Below are 24,998 nucleotides of genomic sequence, written 5' to 3'. Positions count from 1 at the left end.
GGCCACGGCCCCGCCGCCCAGCGAAAGTCATCAGGAGAACAGAATCGACGACAGGCGGCGACGTCCGGCGACGGTCACCGGGTCCGTCGGCCCCTGTGCCTCAAAAATCTTCAAAAGCTGTACCCGCGCCGCATCCTCGTTCCAGTTGCGGTTCGTTTCCATGATCGTCATCAGCAGATCGATCGCCTCTTCGGCGCGGCCGACGGCGGACAGTGCGACAGCCAGGTCATAGCGCGCTTGCAGGTCGTTCGGGTGCAAGGCGGCCTTTTCTTCCAGGCTCGCCAATTCTCTGTTTGCCTCATCCGCCTTCGCGGCCAGTTCCAGCGCCGCGTGGACCGACGCCATCTCGTTCGCGTCCCGCTGTTCCGGCGGCAGCTGTTCCAGGAATTGTTCCAAAACGTCGAGACGGTTGAGTTTCACCAGCGCATTCGCAAAACCGGCGACGGCCTTGATGTTGTTCGGATCGTGCGCCACCAGTTGCTGATAGATCGCGCCCGCGGATTCGAAATCGCCCTTTTCAACGGCTTCCTCGGCCTGCTCGAAAGCCTGTTCGACCGGGTTTTCGCCCTGCTCTCCGCCGGCTTGGCGGACCACTTTGTCGATGAAGCTTTTGATCTGGCTTTCCGGCACCGCGCCGGCGAAGCCGTCGACCGGCCGGCCGCCAGAAAAGGCGAAGACGGCCGGAATCGACTGAACGCGCATCTGCTGCGCGATTTCAGGGTTCTGATCGATATCGATCTTGACCATCTTCACCGCCCCGGCCGCGGCATTGACCGCGCGTTCCAGCGCTGGGCCCAAGGTCTTGCAGGGACCGCACCACGGCGCCCAGAAGTCGACGATCACCGGCGTTTCCATGCTGGCTTCGACGACATCGGCCATGAAGCTGTTCGTATCGCTGTCCTTGATCAGGTCGCCGCCCTTGGCGACGTTCGTCAAATCGATGTCCATGGTTCTGGTGAACCCCCGCTTCGTCTTCGGCGGATTCGGTCGATTCCGCCTGGAATTTCTGTTGCGCTTTATGTGGCGGTTTCTAGCGCGAAGGACAAGGGCGGAGGCGGGAAAGATACTTCGGAATCCCGCCGAAATGCCTTCCACTGCCCCCGCCATGACGTTCGGCAGGCCGTGGTTAAGCGGTGCCGGTCCGAATATCGGCGACGAACTTGGATAATTCGCTGCTGAGGTCGCTGGACCGTGTCCGGACGGTCTCGACGGCATCAAGCACTGTGTCCGACCCGCTGCGGGTCTGGCCGGCGGTCCGGACAACGTCCTGGACACCGTCCGTCACGGTCCGAATTTCGGACGCCGTCGCCTGAATCCTGGCGACGATTTCCCGTGTCGATTCAGATTGCGCGAGCGACGCGTTCGAACTTTCGCCGACGATGACATCGACTTCGCCGACGCCGTTCGACACTTTGCTCATGGCATTGACCGCGGCTTGCACTGTCGATTTGATCGCGGCCACCTGTGCGGTGATGTCCGTTGTGGCCGCCGCGGTCTGGCCGGCAAGCGTCTTCACTTCGTTGGCGACGACCGCAAAACCCTTGCCGGCATCGCCCGCGCGGGCGGCCTCGATGGTCGCGTTCAACGCCAGAAGGTTCGTCTGCTCGGCAATGTCCGAGATGATCTGAACCACATCGCCGATCTTCTCCGCCGCCTTTGAAAGACCCTCGACCGCCCGGTCGGTGGCTTCCACATCCGTGACCACGGCCTGGGCGGCGCTGGCGGCCTTGCCCATCATGCCGGTCATGTCTTGTGTGCTTTCAAGCAGCGCCTGCGATGCGCTGGAAATCGCCCCGACATTGTCAGCCGCGCCGGTGGTGGCTTGGGCGACGTCCTGGGAACGTTGTGCCGCCGTATCGATGTCACCGGACATCGCTTGCGAAGACGAAACAAGCCGCGTCACAGACCCTTCCAGGTCCCCGACGATGCTGGCGACGCGCGCGTTGAAGCCGTCGGCAAGTGATTGCAGGGCTTCCCGACGGGTTCGTTCGGCCGCCTGCTTGGCCTTTTCCTGGTCTTCGGTAAGGCGTTCGACCTCACGCGCATTATCGCGGAATATTTCCATGGCTTCGGCCATGTCGCCAATTTCGTCCGCCGGCCCTTTGACGGTTTCGACGGCAAGGTCGCCGTCGGCCAACTGCCGCATGTTATCGGCCAACCGGGCGATGCGGGCGACCACCCGGCGACTGATATAGAAATAGCCTATGGCGAAGGCGAACAGGATCGACGCGACAGACAATCCGATCAGAATCGCCTGGGTCGCCGAGACGACCCGGTCCGCCCGGTCGATGGCGGCGGCGCCGTCGTCGGTCGCCCGGGTGGTGACCCGGTCGATCAGGCCCAACAGGGTATTTATGTGGCGGTTCCCGGCCGCGACAAGTTCCTGCCCGGCGGCGTCGACCCGCAAGACCTGACGCTGGGTTTCGAGAATATCAGCGCCTTCCTCGCCAACCGCAGCGGCCACCAGAAGTTTGGACTTTTCGCGGACACTGACGGCGCCTTCGGAACTATCGGCCAGCAGATTGCTTAATCGGTCCTGGACCCAGACTTTCAATTCCTTGCGCCGTTCGGCCAGGGCTTCCAATTGGTCGGCGCGTTCCACTGTCGTCGCTTCGATGGCGACACCGACCAGTCTGTCGGCGATAGACGTCAGGCCATGCAGGCTTTGGTTCACGCCGAATCCGGCGGTCAATTCCAGAAGCTTCATGATATTGGCGTCGACATCTTCGAGCAGCAGGTCGATGGTTTGTTTCGTCCCGCGTGTCTGATCTTCCAGATAAGGGCCCAGTGCCGCGTCCAGTTCCTGTTTCGCGGTCAGAATGGCGGCGATTTGCCCGGCGATCTTCTTGCCGGTCTGCAAGCGAAGGGAAACATTGTCCCGCAGCGCGCCGACGACGTCCCGGACGCCGGTCAGACTTTCCGCAATGGCTGCGGAATCGGCATCCGCGGCCCCTGCCGTTCCGGCCATCAAGGTATCGGCGGCCTCGACCAGAACAGACAGGGATTGCGATAGCCGACCGGCGATCGCGTCGCGTTCCGATTCGCTCGCGGCTGAGGCGAGACGCGCTGTATCGGCCGATATTTCACCGCCGACCTGTTTGAGCACGATGGCGGCCCGCAACCGCGGCATCGTCTGTTCTCCGAACTGGGAAACAGAATCGGAGACCTGACGGAATCCAACGACTGCGACGATGGTGAAGATGATGGTGGCCAACGCAATACTGCCAACGGCCAAACCCAATTTCTTGCCAAGGCTTTGTGAAAACGGCCTTGCACGCGACGAAGTGCCGAACTCCGACATCTCAATCCCCCTAGACAACCCCCGTTGAAACCACACCGAGCAGAGACGAAGCTTGGCGCTTGGAACGCGCATTGTGCGCCGCAAAAAACTAGAGCGGCTTGCGTTACCGGATGGTTAACAAGAAAGAGATCGAGATGCGTTCTTTAAGCGGTCTGGCTTGGTAAATCCGCGAAGTCCAAAATCAGGGGCGGATGGTTCTCGGCCTCCAGCAATTTCAGCAAGTCCTGGGAGGCGATCTGCGTGGTCCGGTCGTTGCGCAGCGGGTGCACATTGGCCAAGGCATGATCAATCACCCCTTTGTCCAGCACGACATTCACCCGACCGTCGTGATCGTTGACGACGCCAAGCGGTGTTACCGACCCCGGAATGACACCCAGACAATCCATCAGCAATTCGGGCGATCCGAAACTAAGGTTGCCTTTCGCGCCCAGAACGCCGCGCAGTTGCTTCAGGTCCACATCCCGTTCTTCCAGGACCGTTACCAGCCAGATGTTCTTTTTCTTGTCCCGCAGGAAAAGATTCTTGATATGGGCGCCATCCAGCTCACCCCTCAGATGCTTGGCGTCGGTCACCGTATAGGCGGGCTCATGCTCAACGGTTTCGTGGGCGATGCCCATTGCGTCCAGCTTCGCATACAAGTCGGTATCGGTCAGGGGGCGGGTGGTTTGCTCATCGGACATGACGCGGATCCTTTCACGAAACGAAACCCGGCAAGACGCCAAGGGAATGGCCGTCGTAACGCAGGTTTTCCGCGGGTTCAACGATACTGAAACGAGCCTTGCCGGAAGCGGAAATTATTTTTCGCGTAGATGCTTGCAATGCGCCAATCCATGGGTAATATGCGCGCCGCTCCGCAAGGAGCCGTGGCCGGCTACCCACCGGCGATGAAACGGGCGCTGAAAGGGCACTTCCCCAAGGGAAAAACACCCTAAGGCGAACCGGCCGAAATCTGGATAATGCGGGCGTAGCTCAGGGGTAGAGCGCAACCTTGCCAAGGTTGATGTCGTGAGTTCGAATCTCATCGCCCGCTCCAGATTCCCTCTGCAAGCTGCAAAGAAGTTCGACGCGCCGGGACGCGGTGTGTCCGCTGGTGAACGGCCGGCGGCAGGTGGTCGTTCCGGATCGATCGTGGAATGCCGTGCTTCGTTCGGTCCAACCGGGCAGACCGGCGCACATATCCAGCTTGGCGGTCCACGGCAATCGGCTTAGAAAGAGGGTCAAGCAGCCTGAAACGCGACCCTGATCCTGATTTGGCCCGACATCACCTGAAGACACCGACAGTTGGCGTAGTCATCCCGTCAAACAATTCAGAGGCTACGCTCGCCCGGGCGGTGCGGAGTGTTCTCGCGCAATCACATTCGAATTGGCAGTTGGTCATCGTCGACGATGCATCCGCCCGCGATCAAAAAAATGCCGTGGCGGACCTTATCCAGGATGACCGCATTCGGACGATCCGGCTGGAAGTCACTGGCGGGGCCGGGAATGCGCGAAACATCGGCATTCGGGCGCTCGATACCGAATGGATCGCCTTTCTCGATGCCGGTGACGAATGGACGCCGGACAAGCTTCGCGAACAGCTAAGCTACATCCAGCGGCTCGACGCGCCGGTCTCCCTGTGCGCCTCCGCGTTTATCCAAAGCCAAAACCGCGACGGTACGGGCGCGGATATCACCTATCGGTTTCCCGCCGCGGCGGATCGATACGACCGCCTGGTATCCGGCTGCGATATCCATCTTGGCAGTACCCTGTTGGCACGCCGTGACGTTTTCGAGCGTCATGGATATTTCGAACCGGAACTGCGCTGCTTTGAAGGCTGGGACTGGTTGTTGCGCTGTAGTCTCGGCGGTGAATCCATTGCGGTCGCCAGCAACGCGATTGCGATCGTGCATGACCGTTCGCAGCCGCCGCGGGATAATGTGTCCGCCGGCGCAAGGTTGCTTCTGCGGAAGAACCTGAAACCGGTCGCCAGGCGCTCTATACTGAATGCCGCCCGCTTCCTTTCCGCAACGTTTCTGGAAAGGGCTGTCGCCGCATGGCGCGGCGGCGGGAAAATTGCCGGGTTTTGTCTCGGCGGCCTCGCTTTTGCTGTTTGGCCTTTTCGGGGACGGCGCTTTTTCGGGCGGGTCCTACGCGCCCTTTTCAATTCGGGCGGCAATGCCCGCAGGCAGGGCTCCGATGCGCGGCCGAATTCCGTCATGCATGTCATTTCCGGGCTCGAAGTGGGCGGCGCCGAAAACATGCTGGTCCAACTGGTTGAGGAGTTGGAGGGGCGTGGCATCCCTCAATATGTCGTCAATTTGAAATCCGGCGGCCGGCACGAAGCCCGGATCAAGGCGCTGATTGGCGACCGCTATTCCGCCTGCGGCATTTCCGGCGCGGGTGATATCTTTGCCGGGTTCAAAATGTTGAGGGCGGCCTTGTCCAAGGCGCGGCCCAAATCCCTGCAAGGCTGGATGTATCACGGCGACCTATTTGCGACCCTTGCCCATATCTGCCTGCCGAACCGCAACGCGACGGACCTGTATTGGGGCGTTCGGTGTTCGAACATGGATTTTTCCCGCTACCGGCTTCAGTTGAAGGCAACAGTGCTGTTGTGCAAATACCTGTCCTTCCTGCCGCGGCGCATTACCTCGAACTCCATTGCCGGGCTGCAAAGCCATATTGCGTTCGGGTATGATAATCGCCGGCTGTCCTTGGTACAGAATTGCGTCGACATGTCGATCTATCGCAAGCGGGATGATGGCCGCGATGCGATCCGCGCGTCGCTTGGCATTCCGGCGGACGCGTTCGTTTTTGCAATTGTGGCCCGAACCGATCCAATGAAGGGCTATGATGTGTTTCAGGCCGTGGCCGAGGGCCTGCCGGACATGACCGCGCTGGCTGCGGGTCTGGGGACCGACGCGCTTCCCGGGCCGGCCAATCTCCGCGGGCTTGGGGTGCGGCACGACGTTCCGGATATCCTGACCGCCGTGGACGTCCTCGTCTCGACATCGCATTTCGGCGAAGGCCAATCGAATTCCATCCTGGAGGGGATGGCGAGCGGCCTGCCCATCGTCGCGACCGATACGGGCGATTCCGCGCGGCTTGTGGGACCCGGCGGCATGGTTGTCCGGCCCGGTCATATCGATGGGTTCGTGACGGCTTTGCGGTTTCTGCGCGATAATCCGGGAGAATGCGCGGCGTTGGGGGATGCGAACCGCGCCCGGGTGGAACGGGAATTTTCGCGCGCCGAAATGGCGAACCAATATCTCGCCATTTATGGAATCAAGGCCGTAGAAGAGGCCTAGCCGCCCGAATTCCCCTGGCTGAATCCCCCTGGCTGAATCCCCCTGGCTAGATTCTCCCTTAGCTAAAACCGTGGGTGCCATGACGGGTTAACGATCGGATCAGGCGGCGAGTTCCACGCGGTTTCGGCCCATGCGCTTCGCGTTATAGAGCGCCTGGTCGGCCCGATTGATGATCGCATCAGGGGTGTCACCCTTCACATATTCGGCAATTCCGAAACTGGCGGTCTTGGCGCCGATGATGGGAAAGTCGGCCCTTTCGATCGCCTTGCGGAGTTTCTCCGCGACCTCGGCGCTACCCTTTTCACCGGTTTCCGGGCATATGATGACGAATTCCTCGCCGCCCCAACGGCCGACGATGTCGACCGACCGGACGGTGGCAGTGACGATTTCGGCTATCTTGATCAATACGTCATCACCGGCCAGGTGGCCGTGGGTATCGTTCACCGATTTGAAATGGTCCACGTCCAACAAGATTAGCGACAGGGGATTGCCGTACCGGGCCGCGCGGTCCGTTTCTTCGGCGAGGACATCGTCCAGTTTTTGCCGGTTGTTCAAACCGGTCAGCGTATCCGTGATCGACAGTTTCTCGGCGCGTTGACGTTCGACTTCCAGCGATTCCGCCATCTCGGCCAGGTCGGTGGCCTGTTTTTCGATACGCTTCTGCGTATCGGTCAGTTCCGAGACCGTCGCTTCAAGCTTTTCGTTTGATTCCTTCAGGCGCAAGGCCGTTTCCTTGAAGACGCCTATCGCGCGCGCCATGCGCCCGACCTCGTTCTGCGCGTCTGTGCCGGGAATCTCGACCCATAGGTCGCCTTCGGCCAGGCGGGACATGACCGTTTCGATCCTCTTCAAAGGCCGAATGACCATCAAAAACAGCACAAGGCCCGAAGCAATCATCAGCGTCAGGATCACGCCCCGGGAAGTCCAGTCGCGAAGTTCGGCCAATTGGGCCGCAAAGCTGAACTGCTCCTGAACCTCACCGTATTCCCGTTTGATGGCGAGCGCGATTTCCCGGTCCAGAACCGCCAATCCCCGGACCGCCGGATAGTCGTCGGTGGCGACGATCGCGTCGATCTCTTCGGCGGTTACGGCGCCGGCTGGCATTGCCTCGGCGTCTTCAAGTTTCGCGCCATACGTGGCCAGGATGGATTCGATGTCTTTGAGGGCAAGACTCTCTGCGTAGCTGATCGGAAACGATTGCCACTCTCTAAGGACGCGCTGCGCGGTCAGCAGGCTCTGCCGCGCACGGTTGGCATATTGCGAGTCCTGCCTGAGGACATAGTCCTTGAAGTCGTGGATGAAGCCGCCGTAACCGATGGCTCGACGCAATTCTTTGGCCAGTCGGGGTTTTCCGATTTTTACGCCCGCTCCAATTTCGCTTTCGATGACGCGGCCTAAAGTATGGATCGCGGCCAAAGCAAAGTGGTCGCTCACATTGACATTGGTGTCCAACTGGGCGGCATCGGCCAGGTGATCGGTCATGTAAAACTCGGCGTCCCGCAAGGCCTTCCGATAATTCGACAGCATATTACGCAGGTCATGCAGGGCGGTCAGTTCTTCCTGTTCTGTCTGTACGGTCATGTATTGGGCGATGATGGCGCCAACGGCGCCCATATCGTTCCGCGCCGCCTCCGCATAGGCGGGGTCCTTGCGAAGCAAGTAGTTCTTGAAGTTATGGATCAACCCGCCATAGCCCATATTGGCGAGAAGCGAGGTGTAGAGCCGCGCCTTCTCCGAACTCTGGGCTTCGAAATTCAGCCATTTCTGCCGTATTTCGACCTGTTGGTTGCTGCTGATCTGGGCCTCTATTTCAAGAAGGGCACCGCAAATGAAGAGCAGTCCGACAACTGCCGCCAAAGCGTGTTTGATGGAGATACGATTGAGCAACAACCCGACCCTGACCGCTTCGGAAACAATGTGTGTTCGATATTGCTAATATACGAAATGCCTTAACAAGGGGTTAAACCGGCCCGTCGTCCCGGTTCGGGGCTTAGTTCCTCCCTCCCTTTTATTCCATCAGCACCGCTTCGAACGGGAATTTCGACAACAACTCCACGCCGGTCTCGGTTATCAGGACCTGTTGTTCCAGCTTTACGCCTTCGCCGCCGGTTTCCGCCCCGATGAAACTTTCGACGCACAGCGTCATGCCGGGTTCGATCACGCCGTCATAGCCCGCATCGGGGAAGTCGCCGTGATGATAGAGGTACGGGTATTCGCCGGTCATCCCGCAGCCATGGGCCGAAAGGTAGTACCGGTTGGCATAGTATTGGTCCGGGATGTTCCAGGCCCGATCCGCGTATTCCCGGAAAGACAGGCCCGGGCGCAGGATGCCGATATTGTGCTGCACCTGTTCATGGGCGGTCTTGTATAGGTCCCGCTGCACCGCGCTTGGTTTACCGGGCCCGGAATGAAAGGTCCGAGAAAAGTCCGAATAATATCCGAAACAACCGACCACATCGGTGTCCAATGCGATCAGCTGGTTCTCCCCGATCACATTCATGGAACATTCCTGGAACCAGGGGTTGGTGCGCGGGCCGGCATTCAACAAGCGCGTCTCGCAATAGTCGCCGTCCTGCTCGATGATCGATTGGTGCAGCACCGACCACAGGGCGTTTTCCGTCATGCCGGGACGGATAGCGTTGCGCAGTTTCCCGACGGCGACTTCCGTCGCCCGCAGCGACGCGATGACGCATTTCACTTCCTCGACCGATTTGATCGCGCGTGCCATCTCCACCGGGTATTGCGCGTCGACGATGTTCAGGCCCTGGTCCTTCAGGGCAATCGCCGTGTTGGCGTTCAACCGTTCCAACCCGACCGTGGCTCTGTGGCCGACAAGGCCGGCAATCGTGGCGGCGGTCTCTTTGGCCCATCGCCGCTCCCGTTCGGCAATGGCGGGTCCCGCCGCCACGAAACTCGCTGTCGTCGCCGGACGGACCTCGTCCACGGTGTTGAAGCCCGCGGGGCCGAACCTATCCGCCAGATGCAGGCAGCCGGTGAATTCATGCAGGATCGACCGGTCCTGCGTCAGAAGCAGATAGCGCGACGGCGCGTTGCGTTGACTGAAGACCTGCATGTTCCGCGTTCCGGTTGCGTAACGAATGTTCACCGGGTCGCTCAGGATGACCGCATCGACGTTTAATTCCGCCATCTTTTGCCGCAGGCGGGCTTGGCGATAGGTATAGACGGCGTGGACGTCCACATCCTCCGGTGCCGTGTCGCGGTCCAGGCTGGCCAGCCCCGCCAGGTCGGTGCGTTGCGCATGCCAATCCAACAAATGGGCCTGTGTGCCGTCTTGAGCGACGGTCTCCAGCGGTGAGGTCATCATGCTGTCTCCGGAAAGAGGATACGTATGGTAATGAGACACCGGAAACTATGCTCATGAAAACTGCAGAAAAAATCCGCAAATATGATAACCTGTGGTTATGCAAAAATATCGTCGATCCCTCCCGGCACTGGATGCGCTTCTGTTCTTCGAGGCCGCCGCCCGCCGGATGAGCTTCACCGCGGCGGCGGCGGAGTTATTCGTCACCCAGGCCGCGGTCAGCAAACGCATTCGCCAGTTGGAGCAGTTTCTGGGCATACCGCTGTTCCGGCGCGACGGGCGGCGGTTGGAGCTGACGCCCGAAGGCACGCAGCTTCGGGACAATGCGGTCATGGCCTTCGACTATCTGGAAACCGCGATCAGGGCGTTGCCCGGCACGGGTGGATCGGCGATCAGGATCGCGGCGAACAGCGCGGTGTCGCTTTTCTGGCTGCAGCCCCGGCTTAGAAAATTCGGCCTTGGTGACACAGCCTGCGCCATCAACCTCGTGACCAGCGATGGTCTTGCCGATCAGCTCTCGGCGGAAAACGACATCGCCATCGTCTATTCCGACGGCCGGATCGACGGATGGACGCTGACGCCCTTGTTGGCGGAACGCCTGCTGCCGGTCGCCGCGCCGGGCTTCATCGAACAGGCGGGACTGCCGGCGGGAGCGGGTTTTCCGGATGCCTGGACGGGCGCCCCGCCCCTGTTGCTGGATTTCCCGCGGCTGGCACCCGATTGGACGAATTGGGCTGTCTGGTCGAAGCGCTGCAATTTGCCGGAACTCGACCGTTGGCCGCGCCGCAAATGCGCGACCTATGCCCAGACCATCGGCGCCGCCCTGCAGGGCCACGGGATCGCGCTGGGCAGCACGGCGCTGCTGGCGGCGGAACTCGCTGCCGGCGACCTCGTTGCGCTCAACGCGCCGATGGTGGAAAGCGGGTCCCGCTACTATCTAGCCTATCCTGAGAAGAAAGCGCTGGGCCCATTGGTGAAACCACTCTTCGATTTCCTGATGGCGGAGGCGGATGAGGCGCCCTCAAATGAACCTGGACCCCAATGAACCGGTCTTGGTTTGCCAGCCTGACCGGTATCGGCGAAGCTATCGCCGTTTCAACTTACATCCTCGGTGGCCCTCATGAGTTTCGATCCGACCCAGCACCGCACCCACGCGGTCCGTCCCTTTGCCGATTTCAAGCTGGGGGAGGTTTTTCGCGCGCCGTCGCGCACCATGACCAGCGGCATCTTCGCTGCCTTTCAAGCCGCGTCGGGCGACAACCACCCGGTTCATTACGATATCGAATACCTGAAGCGGCTGGGCCATGAGCGACTCTTCGCCCATGGCTATATGACGCTGATTCAGGCCGCGATCGGCGCAAGCCCGCTGGCGCATCAGATGGGCGAGGCGCTGGTTGGATTCCTGGAACAGAGCAGCCGTTTCCGCGCGCCCGTCTATGAAGGCGATACCCTCTATCCCGAATTCGAAATCACCGCCCTGGAACCGGGTCGAACGACGGGCAAGATGACCGTCGCCCTGCGTATCCACAATCAGGACGGCACGCTCGTTTGCGACGGCGAACAGAGTTATCTGCTGCGGTTATAGCCGACCGGCCTTGACAGGGTGTACACATCTATACAGAAATTGACCCGTACAACTGAAGACGGTTCGATTCATCATGGATGCGACAGCGGAACGACGCCCATCGGAAACGCCAAAGCAAGCGGAGCGGCGGGAGCGTATCGAAAAGGCGGCTTATGAGGTTCTTGAGGAGGTGGGTTACAACAGCGCCTCCCTCCTCGTCATCGCCAAACGCGCCTCGGCGTCCAACGAAACCCTCTACAAATGGTACGGCAACAAGCAGGGCCTGTTTCGGGCGCTTGTGGAAAGCAATGCCAAGCAGGCCGCCACTCTTCTTGAGGGCGCGCTTGCCGGCGACGGAAAGCCGCTGGAAACGCTCGCGCAACTGGGGCCGGTCCTGCTTTCGCTGGTGACGAGCGGGCGGGCGGTCGTCCTCAATCGAGCCGCGGCGGGCGATGTCAGCGATACCGGCACGCTTGGCAGGTCGATCGCCGAGGCGGGCCGCGACACCATCGCGCCGCTGCTGCGCAGCCTGCTGCTTCGTGCGCGGCACGCGGGTGAAATCGAGTTCGACACGCCGGAAGACGCCGCGGAGACATACTTTCATCTGCTGATCGGCGACCTGCAGATACGCCGGGTAATCGGCGCTATCGACGCGCTTACCGAGGTAGAGATTCAATCCCGTTCCGACCGCGCCTATCGCAAGTTTCTGACGCTTTACGGACCAGGTGGCAAAAGAGGTGACGGATGAAGCCGTGTCACATCGACCCACCGAAAACGCTCCATGGCGGGGCCGGCTAATGGCGTTTTGGATTTTGTTCTGTGCCTCGGTGGTTGCCGTTTCCGTCGTTCCGGGGCCGAGCACACTGATTGCCTTCACGCATGGCGCCCGCTTCGGTTGGTGCAAAGCCTTGGCGACCGCGGCCGGCAACGCATTCGCCTCCCTGCTGCAGGCCTCGGCCGCCTCAGCGGGTCTCGGCCTGCTCCTGACCGAATCCGCCTCCGTCCTCCTGGCGACCAAATATCTGGGGGCGGCCTATTTGGTCTATCTTGGGGTGCGGATGTGGCGCAGCAAGGCGGACGAGATTGAGGCCGGCGCCGGGACTACCGCCGCGCCGCGTGTTTCCGGTCGGCTCTTCCGCGACGGGTTCTTGGTTGCGGTGAGCAACCCCAAGGCGATCCTGTTTTTCACGGCCCTGTTTCCGCAATTCCTCGGGACGCCCGGCTCCGAGTCCGGACGCATGGTCCTGATGACCGTTTCCGTCGGTGTCATCGCCTTCATGGTTGCCGCCGTTTATGCCGGTCTTGGCGCCCGGATCCGCGCCATGAGCGTGACGCAGACCGCCATGCGTCGGCTGCAACGGGCGACCGGCGGTTTGTTCGTCTTTGCCGGGATCGGTTTGGCCGCATCGAGGGCTTGAACGGCGCCCGGCCGACCGGTCGTCAGCCGTTCCCGAACCCGTCCAGGAAGCTTTCCAGGTTCAGGCCCAGCTCGTCGCAGAGATAGCCGCCTTCCTGGACCAGCACAGTCGGCAGGGTCAATTTGGAAAGTCGCGCGCCGATTTGGCCGAACCCGGCGGTGGAAATGCTGAGGCCGCCGAAGGGGTCGCCTTCGAACCCGTCCAGGCCCAACGCGACGACCACGGCTTCCGGCGCAAAGGCTTCCACACGGGCGACCGCGTCTTCCAGCACCGGCATGTATTCGGCATCCGCCGTGCCGCGCGGGATCGGCAGGTTCAGGTTGAAGCCAAGGCCCGGACCCACCCCGCGTTCATCCGCATGGCCCCAGAAGAAGGGATAGAAGCGGACCGGATCCGCATGGATCGAAACGGTCAGCACATCGTTGCGGTCATAGAATACGCCCTGCGTGCCGTTGCCGTGATGCAGGTCCACATCCACGATGGCGACCCGCTCGGCCCCGCTGGCCAACAACTCGGCGGCGGCGACGGCGGCATTGTTCACGAAGCAGAATCCGCCGGCCAGGTCCTTCAACGCGTGATGCCCCGGTGGCCGGCACAGCGCATAGGCCCAACTGGGGCCTTCCGATGCGTCGTCGGCCACCGCTATGGCGGCGGCGGTGGCGGTGTTGGCGCTCCAACGGATCGACTCCCAGCTTTGCGGCCCGATGGGGCAGGCGGTATCGGCCTGATGATACCCGGCCTGCCCGACGGCGGATGCCGGATAGGCGCAATCCCGCCGGTCGGGATGAATGTTCGGAATGACCTCGGGCGCCGCGCCGGGGATGCGCTGCCAGCGCGGATAGATCGTCGACAAGAATTGAATGTATTCCGGCGTGTGGACACGCGCGATGGGCGCCAGGCCGAAATCTTCCGGCGCTTCCAGGTCCAGCCCCGCTTTCTTGGCGCTGTCCAGAAGACGTGTCGCGCGTTCCGGTTTTTCCGGGCTCGGCTGCGGCGCGCCGCTCGACAGGAACATCTGCGGGTCGTGGCGCATTTGGATGTCGGAGTAGAAGACTTTCATGGCGATCTGCGTCTCTTCACTGAAAATGAGGGTTAGAAACCGACGGCGTCGCCGCCCTTCAGGGCCAGGCGGTCGCGGGCCTGTGCCGGCGTTGCGATATCGAGCGACATGCCTTCGGCGATCTGGCGGATCTGGCGGACCTGATCGGCGTTGCGTTCGGCCAGTTTGCCGGGGCCGATGCTCAGGCTGTCCTCAAGACCGACACGGACATTGCCGCCCATGCTCAGCGCAACGGCGGCCAGCGGCATTTGCATCCGCCCGGCGCCCAGGACGGAGAATTCGTAATCCGTGCCGAATAATTTGTCCGCTGTCTTTTTCATGAACACCAGGTTCTCGGTATCCGCGCCGATACCGCCCAACACGCCCAGAACGAACTGGATCAGGAAGGGCGGTTTGACCAATGCCCTGTCGATGAAATGCTTCAGCGTATAAAGATGACCGACATCGTAGCATTCGAACTCGAACCGCACCCCATGGCCTTCGCCCAAGCGGTCCAGCGCGGTTTCGATATCCCTGAACGTGTTCTTGAAAATGAAGTCGCGGGTCGCTTCCAGGAAGGGCGCTTCCCAGTCGTGCTTGAACTCACTCATCCGATCCAGCACCGGGAACAGGCCGAAATTCATCGTGCCCATGTTCAGCGAGCACATTTCCGGCGAATGGACGAGCGCGGCTTCCATGCGTTCCTCCACCGTCATTGTCGACCCGCCGCCCGTGGTGATGTTCACCACCGCGTCGCAGGATTGTTTGATGCGGGGCAGGAACTGGCCGAAGACCGCCGGGTCGGGTGAGGGACGGCCGTCTTTCGGGTCGCGGGCATGCAGATGCAGGATCGACGCGCCCGCCTCCGCCGCCTCGATGGCGTGCTCAGCGATCTCGCTCGGCGTTACCGGCAGATAGGGGCTCATGCTCGGCGTGTGGACCGAGCCCGTGACCGCGCAGGTGATAATGACGGGCTTTGCCATTATGGGTTTCTCTCAAGGCCGGCTTTGTCCGCGAAGGCGTCCAACGCACCGGTCAGCTTTTCCATCAATTCGCCGACCTGGTCCTGGTCGATGATCAACGGTGGGCAGACCAGGAAATGGTCGCCGATCACGCCGCCGCGCGTGCGCCGTGCGTAGATGATAAGCTTGCGGCGATAGGCTTCTTCAACCAATTCGGTGAAGGCGTTCATTTCCTTCGGCAGCGGTTCCATCGTCTCCCGGTCGGCGACAAGCTCGAAGGCCAGCAGCATGCCGCGGCCGCGCACATCGCCGATGAAGGGATAACGATCCATCAGGCCGGTCAGTTCCGCCTTCAGTTTGGCGCCCATGACCTCTGCGCGGGAAACCAGGTCCTGGCGTTCCACTTCCGCCAATACGGCGAGACCGGCGGCACAGGCCAACGGATTGCCGGCATAGGTGTAGCCGTGGACGAAACCGCCCGAGTCCAGCACCGGTTCGACCAACCGCCGGTGCGCGACCATCGCCCCCAGCGGCGCATAGCCCGCCGCGAAACCTTTCGACAGCGCCATGATATCCGGCCTGGCAGTCGGCCAATGATCGCCGCCCAGGAATTTACCGGTTCGCCCGGCGCCGGTCATTACCTCGTCATAGATCAGCAGGATGCCGTATTTGTCGCAGATTTCTCGAATGCGTGGCAGGTAGGTGTCGGGCGGTACCAGCGCGCCGGTTGATGCCCCGCCGATCGGCTCGACGATGAAGGCCAGCACGCTTTCCGGCCCTTCCTGCTCAATCCGGTCTTCCAGGATGTCGGCATAGCGAGTGCCGCGCTGCTCAAGCGTCAGGTTGTCCCGGTCCAGATAACAGGTCGGGGCGGGGATTTTCGGCATCATCCGCAGCATCGGTTCGAACGGGTCGGTCATGGAATTCATGCCGGTCAGCGCCAGAGCTCCCATGGTCGCACCGTGATAGCTGGGCGTGCGGGAAATTACCTTCCAGCGTTTTTCCTGCCCGGTCGCCAGCGCGTATTGCCGGGCCAGCTTGATGCAGCTTTCCACCGCTTCCGACCCGCCGGAAACGAAGAACACGCGGTCCATCCCGTCGGGCATGTAGGACGCCGTCTTCGTCGCCAGCAATTCCGCCGGTTCGTTTTCGAAATGCAGGCGATAGCCGAAGGTGGCCTTGTCCATCTGCCGTTTCATCGCGGCCAGAACATTGGGGTTGGAATGGCCGATATTGGAGACCATCGCCCCGCTGGACCCATCAAGATAGGCGTTGCCGTCGCGGTCGTAGAGATAGATGCCCTCGGCCCGGTCCAGCATCGGCCGGCGTTGGCGCGATTGATAGAACAGGTTGGATTCTGGACGTTCGGAATGCGTTTTCATCAGGGTGCCGAATAATCGAGTGGGAAAAACGGTCGGGATTAGTGAGGAAGGACCACGCAGTCGCGGGCGCGGATGCGTATCGCGGTTTCCGTGCCTTCCTGCAACGGGCGTTCGTCGATCGTATTGATTGCCTGCAGGGTCAAACCGCCGGATTCCAGGAAATAACGCGCCACCTGGCCTTGGTAATCCACCGTGGTCACGGTGCCGGGGAAGGTGGAGATGTCGTCCCCCGCCGGGTCCGCCCCGTCCAGCATGAGTTTTTCCGCCCGGATCGAGACTTTCACCGTCTCCCCGGTGGATAGTGTCCGCCCGACGCCGTCGGTCGCGGCCAGGACCGGGCCCAGCCCGTCCAGTTCCAACTTGGCGACAGGCCCGGCGATGTCCATCACCTTGCCAGACAGGATGTTTGAATTGCCCAGGAACCCGGCGACGAATTCGGAAGCGGGGCGGTTATAGACCTCTTCCGGGCTGCCGACCTGTTCCACATGGCCGGCGCTCATCACCACGATCCGGTCCGACATGGCCAGCGCCTCGGACTGATCGTGGGTCACGAAAACGGTGGTGATGCCCAATGTGTGCTGGATGCGCTTCAACTCGATCCGCATATCCTCGCGCAGATTGGCGTCCAGCGCGGAAAGCGGTTCGTCCAGCAGCAGTACGTCGGGCTGTATCACGATGGCGCGGGCCAGCGCGATACGCTGCTGTTGCCCGCCGGAAAGTTGGGACGGCATTCGGTCCGCCATCTGCGGCAGCTGCACCAGTTCCAGCGCCTCACGGACGCGTCGTTCCGCTTCGTCTTTCGGCGTATTCCTGTATTTCAGGCCGAAGGCGACGTTCTGCTGAACGGTACGGTGGGGAAACAGCGCATAGTTTTGGAATACGATACCCAGATTGCGCTTGTGAATCGGCAGGTCGTTGACCCGGCGGCCCTTGATCAGGATGTCGCCTTCCGTGATGCCGGTAAGGCCGGCGATCATGCGCAAAGTGGTGGTTTTCCCGCAGCCGGACGGCCCCAATAGGGTCAGGAACGACCCTTCGGGAATGCCCAGATTGGTGTCGTGGACGGCCGTGAAGTCACCATAGCGCTTCACCACCGATTTCAATTCCACCGCATGATCGGTCACGTCGCGGTCCTCCGCTCAATCAATAGTGCCGGATGGGAATGTTGCCGGATGGGGAGGGGCGCGCCCCTCCCCCGACTCCGTGCAGTCTTAGTAGCCCTTCTGGACACGGCCGAAGGTCTTCGACCAATCGGCTTCGTTGGCGTTCCAGTATGGCGGATCGAAGAAGTTCAGGCCGGAAAGCGTGCCGGTCGGATCGAAGGCCGGCAGGCCCTTCACCTTCGCGCTCAGCTCGACCTTGTTGGGGTCCAGCGCCGGCGGGTAGTTCTGACCTTCGGCGACGGCGACCGCCACTTCCGGTTCCAGCATGAAGTTCAGCAATTCTTCGCAGGCGGCCATCGGGCTGCCTTTCAGAACGAACAGGCATTCCTGCCAGCCCAATCCGCCCGGCGGGTCGAAATAGCCGATGTCGTGGCCTTGGTCCTGAAGCGCCTTGATGCGGCCGGACCAACCCTCGGTGACATAGATTTCCTCTTCCGCCAGAAGGCTCATCAGCTCCGCGCCGGACGCCCAGTATTTCAGCGACAGGTCACGGTGTTTGCGGATGGCGTCCCAAACCGCATCCATGTCCTGGATGTCGTTGGGGTCCTGCTCGGTTTGCAGCGCGCCGTACCAGATCCGGGTTTTCCATTCGCCCCAGCCGCCGATCTTGCCTTTGTACTTTTCGTCGATCAGCAGATTGACGCCGTCGGACTTCATCTGATCGTCGGTAATATACTTGCGGTTATAGGCAAGGCTGGTCGTGCCGTAATCATAGGGCACGGCGGACAGCTTGCCGCCGGTGACGTTGCGCAGCACGTCCTTCAGCGCGGTGATGACGTTTTCCAGGTTCGGGATATTGGCTTCGTTCAGCTCGCTGCTGAGCTCAAGACCATGATACCGAACATAGTCGAACACGCCGGAAAGATGCGCGATGTTGTATTCGCCCGGCTGACTGGCCTTGACGCGGGCCAGGTATTCGTCCGCGCCGCCGAAGGTGCCGTCGACAACGTCGATGCCGGTCTTCGCCGTGTAGGGCTTGAAGGCATATTCCCGGAACGCTTCCGAAACGACCCCGCCCCAGCCGTCGAAGCGGACCTGGTCCGGCGTTGCCGCCATGGCTTGGCGGGACAGTTTGGCGATCGGCAGTCCGGTGACGCCGGCGGTCACTGCCGCCGCGCCGATCAGGCCCAGAAACGTGCGCCGTTCCAGGTCGCCGTTTCCATACCGTTCCAACAGCCGTTCATAGCGTTTTGTATCGTCCATTTTTGTCATTCAGACCTCCTGTTCACTGTCTTTGTTCAAATTTGTTGGCTTTGTTCAAACCAGTTGGGCAAATGCCCGTATGATTAGGGAACGCTTCTCCCTGCTTCGGGTTCTTATCTTGGCAATCCCTATTTCTGTTTGCGCGTCAATTGACGCGCGACCCCGGCGCTCAAAAGCGGCAAGGCGACGGTGATCACGATCATCACCGTTCCCAGCGCGTTGATTTCGGGAGATATCGAATTGCGCAGCATCGCGAAGATCTGCGTCGGCACGGTTTCCACGCCGCCCGGCTTCCAGAACAGCGTGCCGGTGATGTCGTCGAAGGAAATCGTGAAAGCGAACAGACCGCCTGCCAGCACCGCCGGTAGGATCAGCGGCAAGGTGATCTGGAAAAAGGTTTCGATCGGCCCGGCGCCCAGGCTCATCGCCGCTTCTTCATATTCGCGCTTCACAGCGACCAGGCGCGCCTGCACCACCAGCACCACAAAGGGCAGGGTGAAGATCACATGACCGGCCAGCAGCAGCGGAAAGCTTTTCGGCATGCCCATCGCGCCCAGGAACAGCAGCAGCGCCACGGCCAGAACCACTTCCGGCACCAGGATCGGCGCGATCAGCGCGGTGGCGATCAGCGATTTGCCGGGGAAGTCGTACCGCACCATGGCGAGCGAGCCGAGCACGCCCAGCGTGGTCGAGATGACCGCCGTCAGCGCCCCCAGCAGCAGGGAGGTCTGGAAAGCGCGGACGATGGCCTTGTTTTCCAGCAACGCGACGAACCAGCGCAGGCTGAGCCCTTCCATCGGGAAGGAACCGAACTGATTGGCGTTGAAGGACAACAGCACGACGACGGCCACCGGCGCGAACATGAACAGATAGATCAGGATCGTGCCGAAACGGATAAGGCTCCAACTGGTGAACATCGCGCCCCCTATCCGAAGCTCTTGGCGATTTGGCCAAGGCCCGCGAAACGGTTGTAGATCGCAACCAGCACGCCCAGCAGGATCAGAAGGACCAGCGACAAAGCGGACCCCAGCGGCCAGTTCAACTGGGTGATAATCGCATCGAAGACCAGGTTCGCGAACATGGCGTCGGTCGGCCCGCCCAGCACGACCGGGGTGATATAGGTTCCCGCCGCCAGCACGAAACACAGCAGTGATCCGGCGGCCAGGCCGGGAACCGATAGCGGCAGGGTGACTTCCCGGAACGACTGCCAGCCGGTGCAGCCCAGCGACCGCGCGGCGTCGACCAGATTCCGGTCGATCGCATACAGGCTGACATAGATGTTCAGGATCATGAAAGGCAGCAGGAAATGGACCAGACCCACGATCACGGTCCACTGATTGTACAGCATCTGGATCGGTTCGTCGGTAATGCCCAGCCATTGCAGCGCCACGTTCACGATGCCGCTGGACCCCAGGATGTTGATCCAGGACATCGTCCGGATGATGTAACTGATCCAGAACGGCAGCATCAGCAGAAGCAGCAGGAAGGCCTTGTGCTTGAATTGGGTGGTGGCGATGAAATAGGCGGGGATATAGCCGGCGACCGCGCAAACGACGGTGGTCGCGAAGGCGATCCAGATCGTGAAGACCATGATGTCCCGATAGAACGGGTCGGTCAGGACTTCTTCCCAATTGTCCAGGTGGAAGCCGGCAATGTCCGCGCCGGTCGCGGTCCGCAGCCAGAACGAATAGACGATGATGAAGCTGATCGGCACGACCAGCAGCAAAAACACCGCCGTCAATGCCGGTGCCAGCAACCGCCAAGGCCGCCATCGATTGTCCATTGGGTCAAGCGACGCCATCCCGAACTGCCCCCTCTAGATCCGCGTTCATTCTTGTGTGTTTTGCGGATTTCCAAGTGGGAAGCGTCCGCCCCACCCTACCATTAATCAAATAGATAATGGAAATCCTAGTCATAGTTTGAAAGAATGATGTGATGAGAGTCGTCACGGAACAAAGCGACCGCCTGGCGCGGGAACTGGATTGGAACCTGCTGCGCACCTTCATGGTGATCGTGCAGGAAGGCGGCATCACGGCCGCGGCAAACCGGCTGCTGCTGAAACAGCCGACGGTGAGCAACGCGCTGAAACGCCTGGAAGATCGGCTGAAAAAGAAACTGATAGACCGGGGCCCGACGCATTTCCGCGTCACCGATGCCGGGGACCATCTGTATCGCGAAGTGGTGGAAATTTATGGATCTGTTGCGCGCCTCACGGTTTCCATCCGCGATATCGACGACCGTATCCGGGGGAAAGTGTCGATTGGATTGGCGAGCCACGTAACCTTCCCGCCTTTTGACGAGACAATCCGCGATTTCAGCGCACGGCATCCCGAGGTCACCTATGAAGCAACGGTCGCCACCAGCGCCGAGGTTACCTCCTGGGTCCTGGAAAAGCGCGCCAGCTTCGGCATCTGTCTGGTCCACAAGCAGCACCCGAAACTCACCTACCGACATCTCTACCGACAGCATTTCGGGTTCTTCTGCGGTCCGGATCACCGGTTCTTCGGACAACGGGACTTGGCGCTGAAGGATCTGGCCGGGGAACCGTCGGTTTCGTTCAGTACCGATCAGCTGCATGACGCGCTGCGCCCGGTCGCCCTGCTGCGCACCCAATTGGGTTGGGATGATTCCCTGCGCGCGACCTCCCCCCATCTGGAGGAAGTGCGGCGGATGATCATCTCCGGCGTTGGCATCGGTCCCTTGCCGGTCCATGTGGTCACCCGCGATGTGGAAGATGGATTGCTCTGGCGTTTGCCGCCCTATGAAGACGCGCCGGAAATCGACATCTATCTGGTCACCAACCCGGCGGCCCGGCTGAACCGGGCGGAACAATATTTCATCGACGACCTGATGACCCGCGTTGCCGGCATTCCGCTCAAAGACCGGGAATACGAATAGCGACCGGCAGGCCTGCCGTCATGCGTGTTCGACTCCCCATTAGACTTTGGGGCGCTTCGGCTGTAACCCATCTTCATGAGCGAGACGGCCATTGGACAACGGGTCTGGGGAATAGGACGGCTGTGGGGCAAAGTTGCCGCGGTGGCGGTGATCGGCCTGATGGTGTTGGTCTTCTTTACCGCCCGGTCCTATTTCGAATCCCTGGAACTGCAGCGCGCGCAAAGCCGCGTCACGCTGTATCGCAGCACGTTGCTCAGCGCCCTGGAACGCTATCAGCACCTGCCTTTCGTGCTGGCCCACGACCCTTTCGTGCTGCGCGCGGCACAGGGCTTCGGGCGGCAACAGCTAAACGCGCGCCTCGCCTCCTTCGCGTCGGAGGCTGACCTGGACGCCATCTACCTGATGGACCGGACCGGGTTGACCGTAGCCGCGTCGAACTATGATCGGGATCTGACCTTTCTGAACCAGAACTACGGTTTCCGCCCGTATTTCCGCGCCGCGCTTGCCGGCGAACGCGGCCAGTTCTTCGGCATCGGGGCGACCACGTCCCGGCCCGGCTATTTCATTGCGGAGCCGGTACGAAATACCGATGGGGCGATTGTGGGGGTCGTGGCGTTGAAACTCGACCTCAGCGGGTTGGAACGCGCCTGGTCCGATGGCGGAGAGACGGTTTTCGTCTCCAACCGGGACGGCATCGTGCTGTTATCCTCCGAACCGTCGATCCGGTACCGCGCGCTCGATGCGCTCAGCGCAGATCAGCGCCGGGCAATTCAGGCAAGGAAACAGTTCGGCCAGGAAGCGCTGGCGCCGCTGGACTGGAAACGCCTTGGCCCGGACCAAGTCCGCCTGAACGGTGTGTCTCATCTGCATGTCACGGCCCCTATCCAAGGATCGGATTGGGTGCTGCATTTCCTGTCGCCGGAACGGGATGTGTTGACCCGTGCCTGGTTGGTGGTCATCGGGGCCGCGATCCTGGCGATCGTCATTTCCGCCGCCGGCTTGTATCTGCGCATCCGCAGGGTCCGCGAATCACTCGCCGAATCCCAGGCTGCGCGCCGGAAACTGCAGGCCGCGAATATCGACCTGGCGCGCGAGATCGAGGAACGGCGAGAGGCGGAACGCCGGTTGGAAAAGGCGCAAACCGAATTGGCGCGGACCAGCAAGCTTGCCGCTTTGGGCCAGCTGGCGGCATCGGTGACCCATGAATTGGGACAACCGATTTCCGCCATGAAGAATTATCTGGCTGCTGCGGAACTGGATGCCGTGCCTGGCGAGCACAGCGAGACCTTTTCCCGTCTGTCCTCCGTCGTCGGGCGGATGGAACGCCTGACGCAGCAGTTGCGCTTTTTCGCGCGGCCCAGCGGCGCGGGCGTCGATGGCGGGGCGAACGGGGCCGTCGGTTTGAAGCCGGTCGATATGAAGCCCGTCGATTTAAAAGATGTTTGGCACGAGGCTTTCGCCTTGATCGAACCCGATCTGGACGGCGCGGGAATAAAACTCGACGCGCAATTGTCCGATGCGCCGGTAATGGTGCAGGGCGACCGGCTGCGCCTGGAACAGGTCGTCGTCAATCTGTGCCGGAACGCCGTCCTGGCCATGCAATCCGCACCGCGGCGCAAGCTGACGGTCCGGGTGGAGGATGCCGATGACCTGGCGCAGCTCAGCATTCGTGACACCGGGCCCGGTCTGGGCGGCTTGACCATCGAGGCGCTGCAGGAACCCTTCGTCACGACGCGCGCCAGCGGCGAGGGCATGGGCCTCGGCCTTGCCATTTCGGCGGAGATCGTGAAAGAGCACGATGGCAGGCTGACGGCGCGCGACATTCCGGAACAAGACGGCGGCGGCGCTGAATTCACCGTTACCTTGCCGCTGAAAACGGAAGGACCTTCACGCCCATGACGCACCCCGCCAAGGATGCCGCCAACGCGAATTCGAATGGCGCCGTTTCGCGCGGCGATTCATCGGGCAAGAAGGGCAAGGACACGCCCGGTCGCCGCATCATTGTGATCGATGACGACCGTGAGATGAGGGACTCGCTGACCCATCTGCTTGGAAAGGCGGGTTGGCGGGTGGAGGCTTTGGCCGACGCGGTCGATGCGGGCCAGCGCATCACCGGGTTCCAGCCGGACGTCATTCTGTCGGATGTGCGCATGCCGGGCCTGTCGGGTCTGGACCTGTTGCGCAGTCTGGCCGGTGCGGATACCCCGCCCATCGTGTTGATTTCCGCCCATGGGGATATCCCGATGGCCGTGGAAGCGATGCAGGACGGCGCCTATACTTTCCTGGAAAAGCCGTTCGACCCGCGCCGCTTGATGACCGCGCTGCGCCATGCCGCGGAACAATACCGCCTTCGCCAGGATACGGCCCGGCTGCGGGCGCGCCTTGCGCATCTTTCGGATCTGGACCGTATTCTGCTGGGCGATTCCAAGCCGATTCAGGATCTGCGCGCCGATATCCTTGACCTCGGCGAAACCGATGCGACGGTGATGCTGCTGGGCGAAACCGGAACCGGCAAGGAATTGGTCGCCCGTGCCCTGCATGATTTGAGCCCGCGCGCCGCCGGCCCTTTCATTGCGCTCAATTGCGCGGCTTTGCCGGAAACCCATTTCGAAACCGCAATGTTCGGCCTGTCGGGCGGCCATGGCGGCCAAAACGCCACGGCGCAAACAGGGACCCTATCCGTGGCCGATGGCGGGACGTTGTTCCTGGATGAAATCGGGGCCTGTCCCCTGCCCGCCCAGGCGAAACTGTTGCGCGCCATCGAAACGCGGGAATTCCTGCCGGTTGGCGCGACCGCGCCGGTGCGGGCGGATTTCCGTGTCGTTTCCGCTTCGAACGAGCGGTTGGACGCGGCGGTCGCTGCCGGCACGTTCCGAGAGGATTTGCTCTACCGCCTTAACACCGTGGTCCTGACCCTGCCGCCGTTGCGCGAACGGCGGGACGACATTCCCCTGCTTTATCAGCATTTTGTCGCCCAGCACGCGGCTTTGTTCGAAATTGACCCGCCGGAACTGACGCCGGAAGACCTCGCCGCGCTGCTGTCCCATGACTGGCGCGGCAATGTGCGGGAATTGCGCCATGTTGCCGAACGCCGGGTGCTGGCCGCCCGACGCGGGCGCGGCTCCGTCGCCGGCGCGATCTCCCTCGACGGCGACAGCATGGATGTGCCGGAAACCCTGCGCGAGGCGGTTGCTTCCTTCGAACGTCAGCTCATCGCGAAGGCGATCCAGGCGCATAAGGGGCGGATGGATGCCGCCGCCGAGGCGCTGGGCATCGGTCGCCGGACGTTGAACGAAAAGATCGTCAAACTCGGCCTCAATAAAGCCGATCTGATCTGACCCTCCCGAATGGCATCAGACGCAGCCCTGCGGAAATCCGCAGGGCAAACCGGCCCGTATGGCGAAAATCTTCATAGTTCGCCCGGCGGCGCTCTCATAAGGTCCGGCCCAACAAAAGTTT

20 protein-coding genes and 1 tRNA gene are annotated in these 24,998 nt (G+C 61.5%); 9 read left to right on the top strand and 12 right to left on the bottom strand.

Annotation, left to right across the window (positions count from 1 at the left end):
• Positions 1-30 precede the first annotated feature (30 nt).
• The 3 genes from trxA to EOI86_RS13080 all read right to left on the bottom strand — a co-directional run bounded on the left by trxA (position 31) and on the right by EOI86_RS13080 (position 3,981).
• A complete protein-coding gene (gene trxA, locus EOI86_RS13090) occupies positions 31-948 on the bottom strand; it encodes a thioredoxin (protein ID WP_127765632.1) in 918 nt (305 codons plus the stop codon).
• Positions 949-1,126: 178 nt separating this feature from the next.
• Entirely contained in the window at positions 1,127-3,301 is a 2,175-nt protein-coding gene (locus EOI86_RS13085) for a methyl-accepting chemotaxis protein (protein WP_161973821.1), read from the bottom strand.
• A 143-nt stretch (positions 3,302-3,444) separates the two neighbouring features.
• Positions 3,445-3,981 (bottom strand): prolyl-tRNA synthetase associated domain-containing protein, encoded by a 537-nt coding sequence (locus EOI86_RS13080; protein WP_127765630.1) that lies wholly within the window; start codon positions 3,979-3,981, stop codon positions 3,445-3,447.
• A 278-nt stretch (positions 3,982-4,259) separates the two neighbouring features.
• Here EOI86_RS13080 and EOI86_RS13075 point away from each other — a divergent pair.
• Both EOI86_RS13075 and EOI86_RS13070 read left to right on the top strand, forming a co-directional pair.
• Positions 4,260-4,334 (top strand) — tRNA-Gly (locus EOI86_RS13075).
• Between the two features lie 100 nt (positions 4,335-4,434).
• On the top strand, positions 4,435-6,588 hold the full coding sequence (locus EOI86_RS13070) for a glycosyltransferase (protein ID WP_127765629.1): 2,154 nt from the start codon (positions 4,435-4,437) through the stop codon (positions 6,586-6,588).
• Positions 6,589-6,687: 99 nt separating this feature from the next.
• Here EOI86_RS13070 and EOI86_RS24775 read toward each other — a convergent pair whose 3' ends face one another.
• Positions 6,688-8,475: a diguanylate cyclase gene (locus EOI86_RS24775; protein WP_127765628.1), complete on the bottom strand. Its 1,788-nt coding sequence runs from the start codon at positions 8,473-8,475 to the stop codon at positions 6,688-6,690.
• Positions 8,476-8,596: 121 nt separating this feature from the next.
• Entirely contained in the window at positions 8,597-9,913 is a 1,317-nt protein-coding gene (locus EOI86_RS13060; RefSeq protein ID WP_205032194.1) for a M24 family metallopeptidase, read from the bottom strand.
• Between the two features lie 97 nt (positions 9,914-10,010).
• Here EOI86_RS13060 and EOI86_RS13055 point away from each other — a divergent pair, with 97 nt between their 5' ends.
• The 4 genes from EOI86_RS13055 (at position 10,011) to EOI86_RS13040 (ending at position 12,892) form a co-directional block, all read left to right on the top strand.
• Complete coding sequence (locus tag EOI86_RS13055; RefSeq protein ID WP_150132801.1) at positions 10,011-10,955, top strand: LysR family transcriptional regulator; 945 nt, start codon at positions 10,011-10,013, stop codon at positions 10,953-10,955.
• Positions 10,956-11,030: 75 nt separating this feature from the next.
• Positions 11,031-11,495 (top strand): MaoC family dehydratase, encoded by a 465-nt coding sequence (locus tag EOI86_RS13050; protein WP_127765626.1) that lies wholly within the window; start codon positions 11,031-11,033, stop codon positions 11,493-11,495.
• A 73-nt stretch (positions 11,496-11,568) separates the two neighbouring features.
• A complete protein-coding gene (locus EOI86_RS13045) occupies positions 11,569-12,222 on the top strand; it encodes a TetR/AcrR family transcriptional regulator (protein WP_127765625.1) in 654 nt (217 codons plus the stop codon).
• Between the two features lie 49 nt (positions 12,223-12,271).
• Positions 12,272-12,892, top strand: coding sequence for a LysE family translocator (locus EOI86_RS13040; RefSeq protein ID WP_127765624.1), 621 nt, complete (start codon positions 12,272-12,274; stop codon positions 12,890-12,892).
• A 22-nt stretch (positions 12,893-12,914) separates the two neighbouring features.
• On the opposite strand, the gene EOI86_RS13035 is transcribed toward EOI86_RS13040, so the two are convergent.
• The 7 genes from EOI86_RS13035 to EOI86_RS13005 all read right to left on the bottom strand — a co-directional run bounded on the left by EOI86_RS13035 (position 12,915) and on the right by EOI86_RS13005 (position 20,442).
• Complete coding sequence (locus tag EOI86_RS13035) at positions 12,915-13,952, bottom strand: histone deacetylase family protein (protein ID WP_127765623.1); 1,038 nt, start codon at positions 13,950-13,952, stop codon at positions 12,915-12,917.
• 32 nt (positions 13,953-13,984) lie between these two features.
• The gene (kce, locus tag EOI86_RS13030; protein ID WP_127765622.1) at positions 13,985-14,914 is read right to left on the bottom strand and encodes a 3,5-dioxohexanoate:acetyl-CoA acetone transferase; all 930 of its coding nucleotides are present in this window, start codon (positions 14,912-14,914) and stop codon (positions 13,985-13,987) included.
• Positions 14,914-16,275 (bottom strand): aminotransferase family protein, encoded by a 1,362-nt coding sequence (locus tag EOI86_RS13025; protein WP_127765621.1) that lies wholly within the window; start codon positions 16,273-16,275, stop codon positions 14,914-14,916. The genes kce and EOI86_RS13025 overlap by 1 nt, the downstream gene beginning before the upstream one ends.
• 38 nt (positions 16,276-16,313) lie before the next feature.
• Positions 16,314-17,399, bottom strand: coding sequence for an ABC transporter ATP-binding protein (locus EOI86_RS13020; protein WP_127765620.1), 1,086 nt, complete (start codon positions 17,397-17,399; stop codon positions 16,314-16,316).
• Positions 17,400-17,486: 87 nt separating this feature from the next.
• The gene (locus EOI86_RS13015) at positions 17,487-18,650 is read right to left on the bottom strand and encodes an ABC transporter substrate-binding protein (protein WP_240035664.1); all 1,164 of its coding nucleotides are present in this window, start codon (positions 18,648-18,650) and stop codon (positions 17,487-17,489) included.
• Positions 18,651-18,769: 119 nt separating this feature from the next.
• Positions 18,770-19,558, bottom strand: a complete 789-nt coding sequence (locus EOI86_RS13010; RefSeq protein ID WP_127765619.1) for an ABC transporter permease — start codon at positions 19,556-19,558, stop codon at positions 18,770-18,772.
• Between the two features lie 8 nt (positions 19,559-19,566).
• Positions 19,567-20,442: an ABC transporter permease gene (locus tag EOI86_RS13005; RefSeq protein ID WP_127765618.1), complete on the bottom strand. Its 876-nt coding sequence runs from the start codon at positions 20,440-20,442 to the stop codon at positions 19,567-19,569.
• 134 nt (positions 20,443-20,576) lie between these two features.
• On the opposite strand from EOI86_RS13005, the gene EOI86_RS13000 reads away from it, so the two are divergent.
• The 3 genes from EOI86_RS13000 (at position 20,577) to EOI86_RS12990 (ending at position 24,877) form a co-directional block, all read left to right on the top strand.
• Positions 20,577-21,539 carry a LysR family transcriptional regulator gene (locus EOI86_RS13000; protein ID WP_127765617.1) on the top strand — a complete coding sequence of 321 codons (963 nt, stop codon included), beginning with the start codon at positions 20,577-20,579 and terminating at the stop codon, positions 21,537-21,539.
• A 75-nt stretch (positions 21,540-21,614) separates the two neighbouring features.
• Positions 21,615-23,438: a sensor histidine kinase gene (locus EOI86_RS12995; protein WP_127765616.1), complete on the top strand. Its 1,824-nt coding sequence runs from the start codon at positions 21,615-21,617 to the stop codon at positions 23,436-23,438.
• Positions 23,435-24,877 (top strand): sigma-54-dependent transcriptional regulator, encoded by a 1,443-nt coding sequence (locus EOI86_RS12990; protein ID WP_127765615.1) that lies wholly within the window; start codon positions 23,435-23,437, stop codon positions 24,875-24,877. Before EOI86_RS12995 ends, EOI86_RS12990 begins: the two co-directional genes overlap by 4 nt.
• Positions 24,878-24,998 lie beyond the last annotated feature (121 nt).

It is taken from the genome of Hwanghaeella grinnelliae (assembly GCF_004005845.1).
Classification (GTDB): domain Bacteria; phylum Pseudomonadota; class Alphaproteobacteria; order UBA8366; family Aestuariispiraceae; genus Hwanghaeella; species Hwanghaeella grinnelliae.
This window is presented reverse-complemented; position numbering and strand designations above follow the sequence as displayed.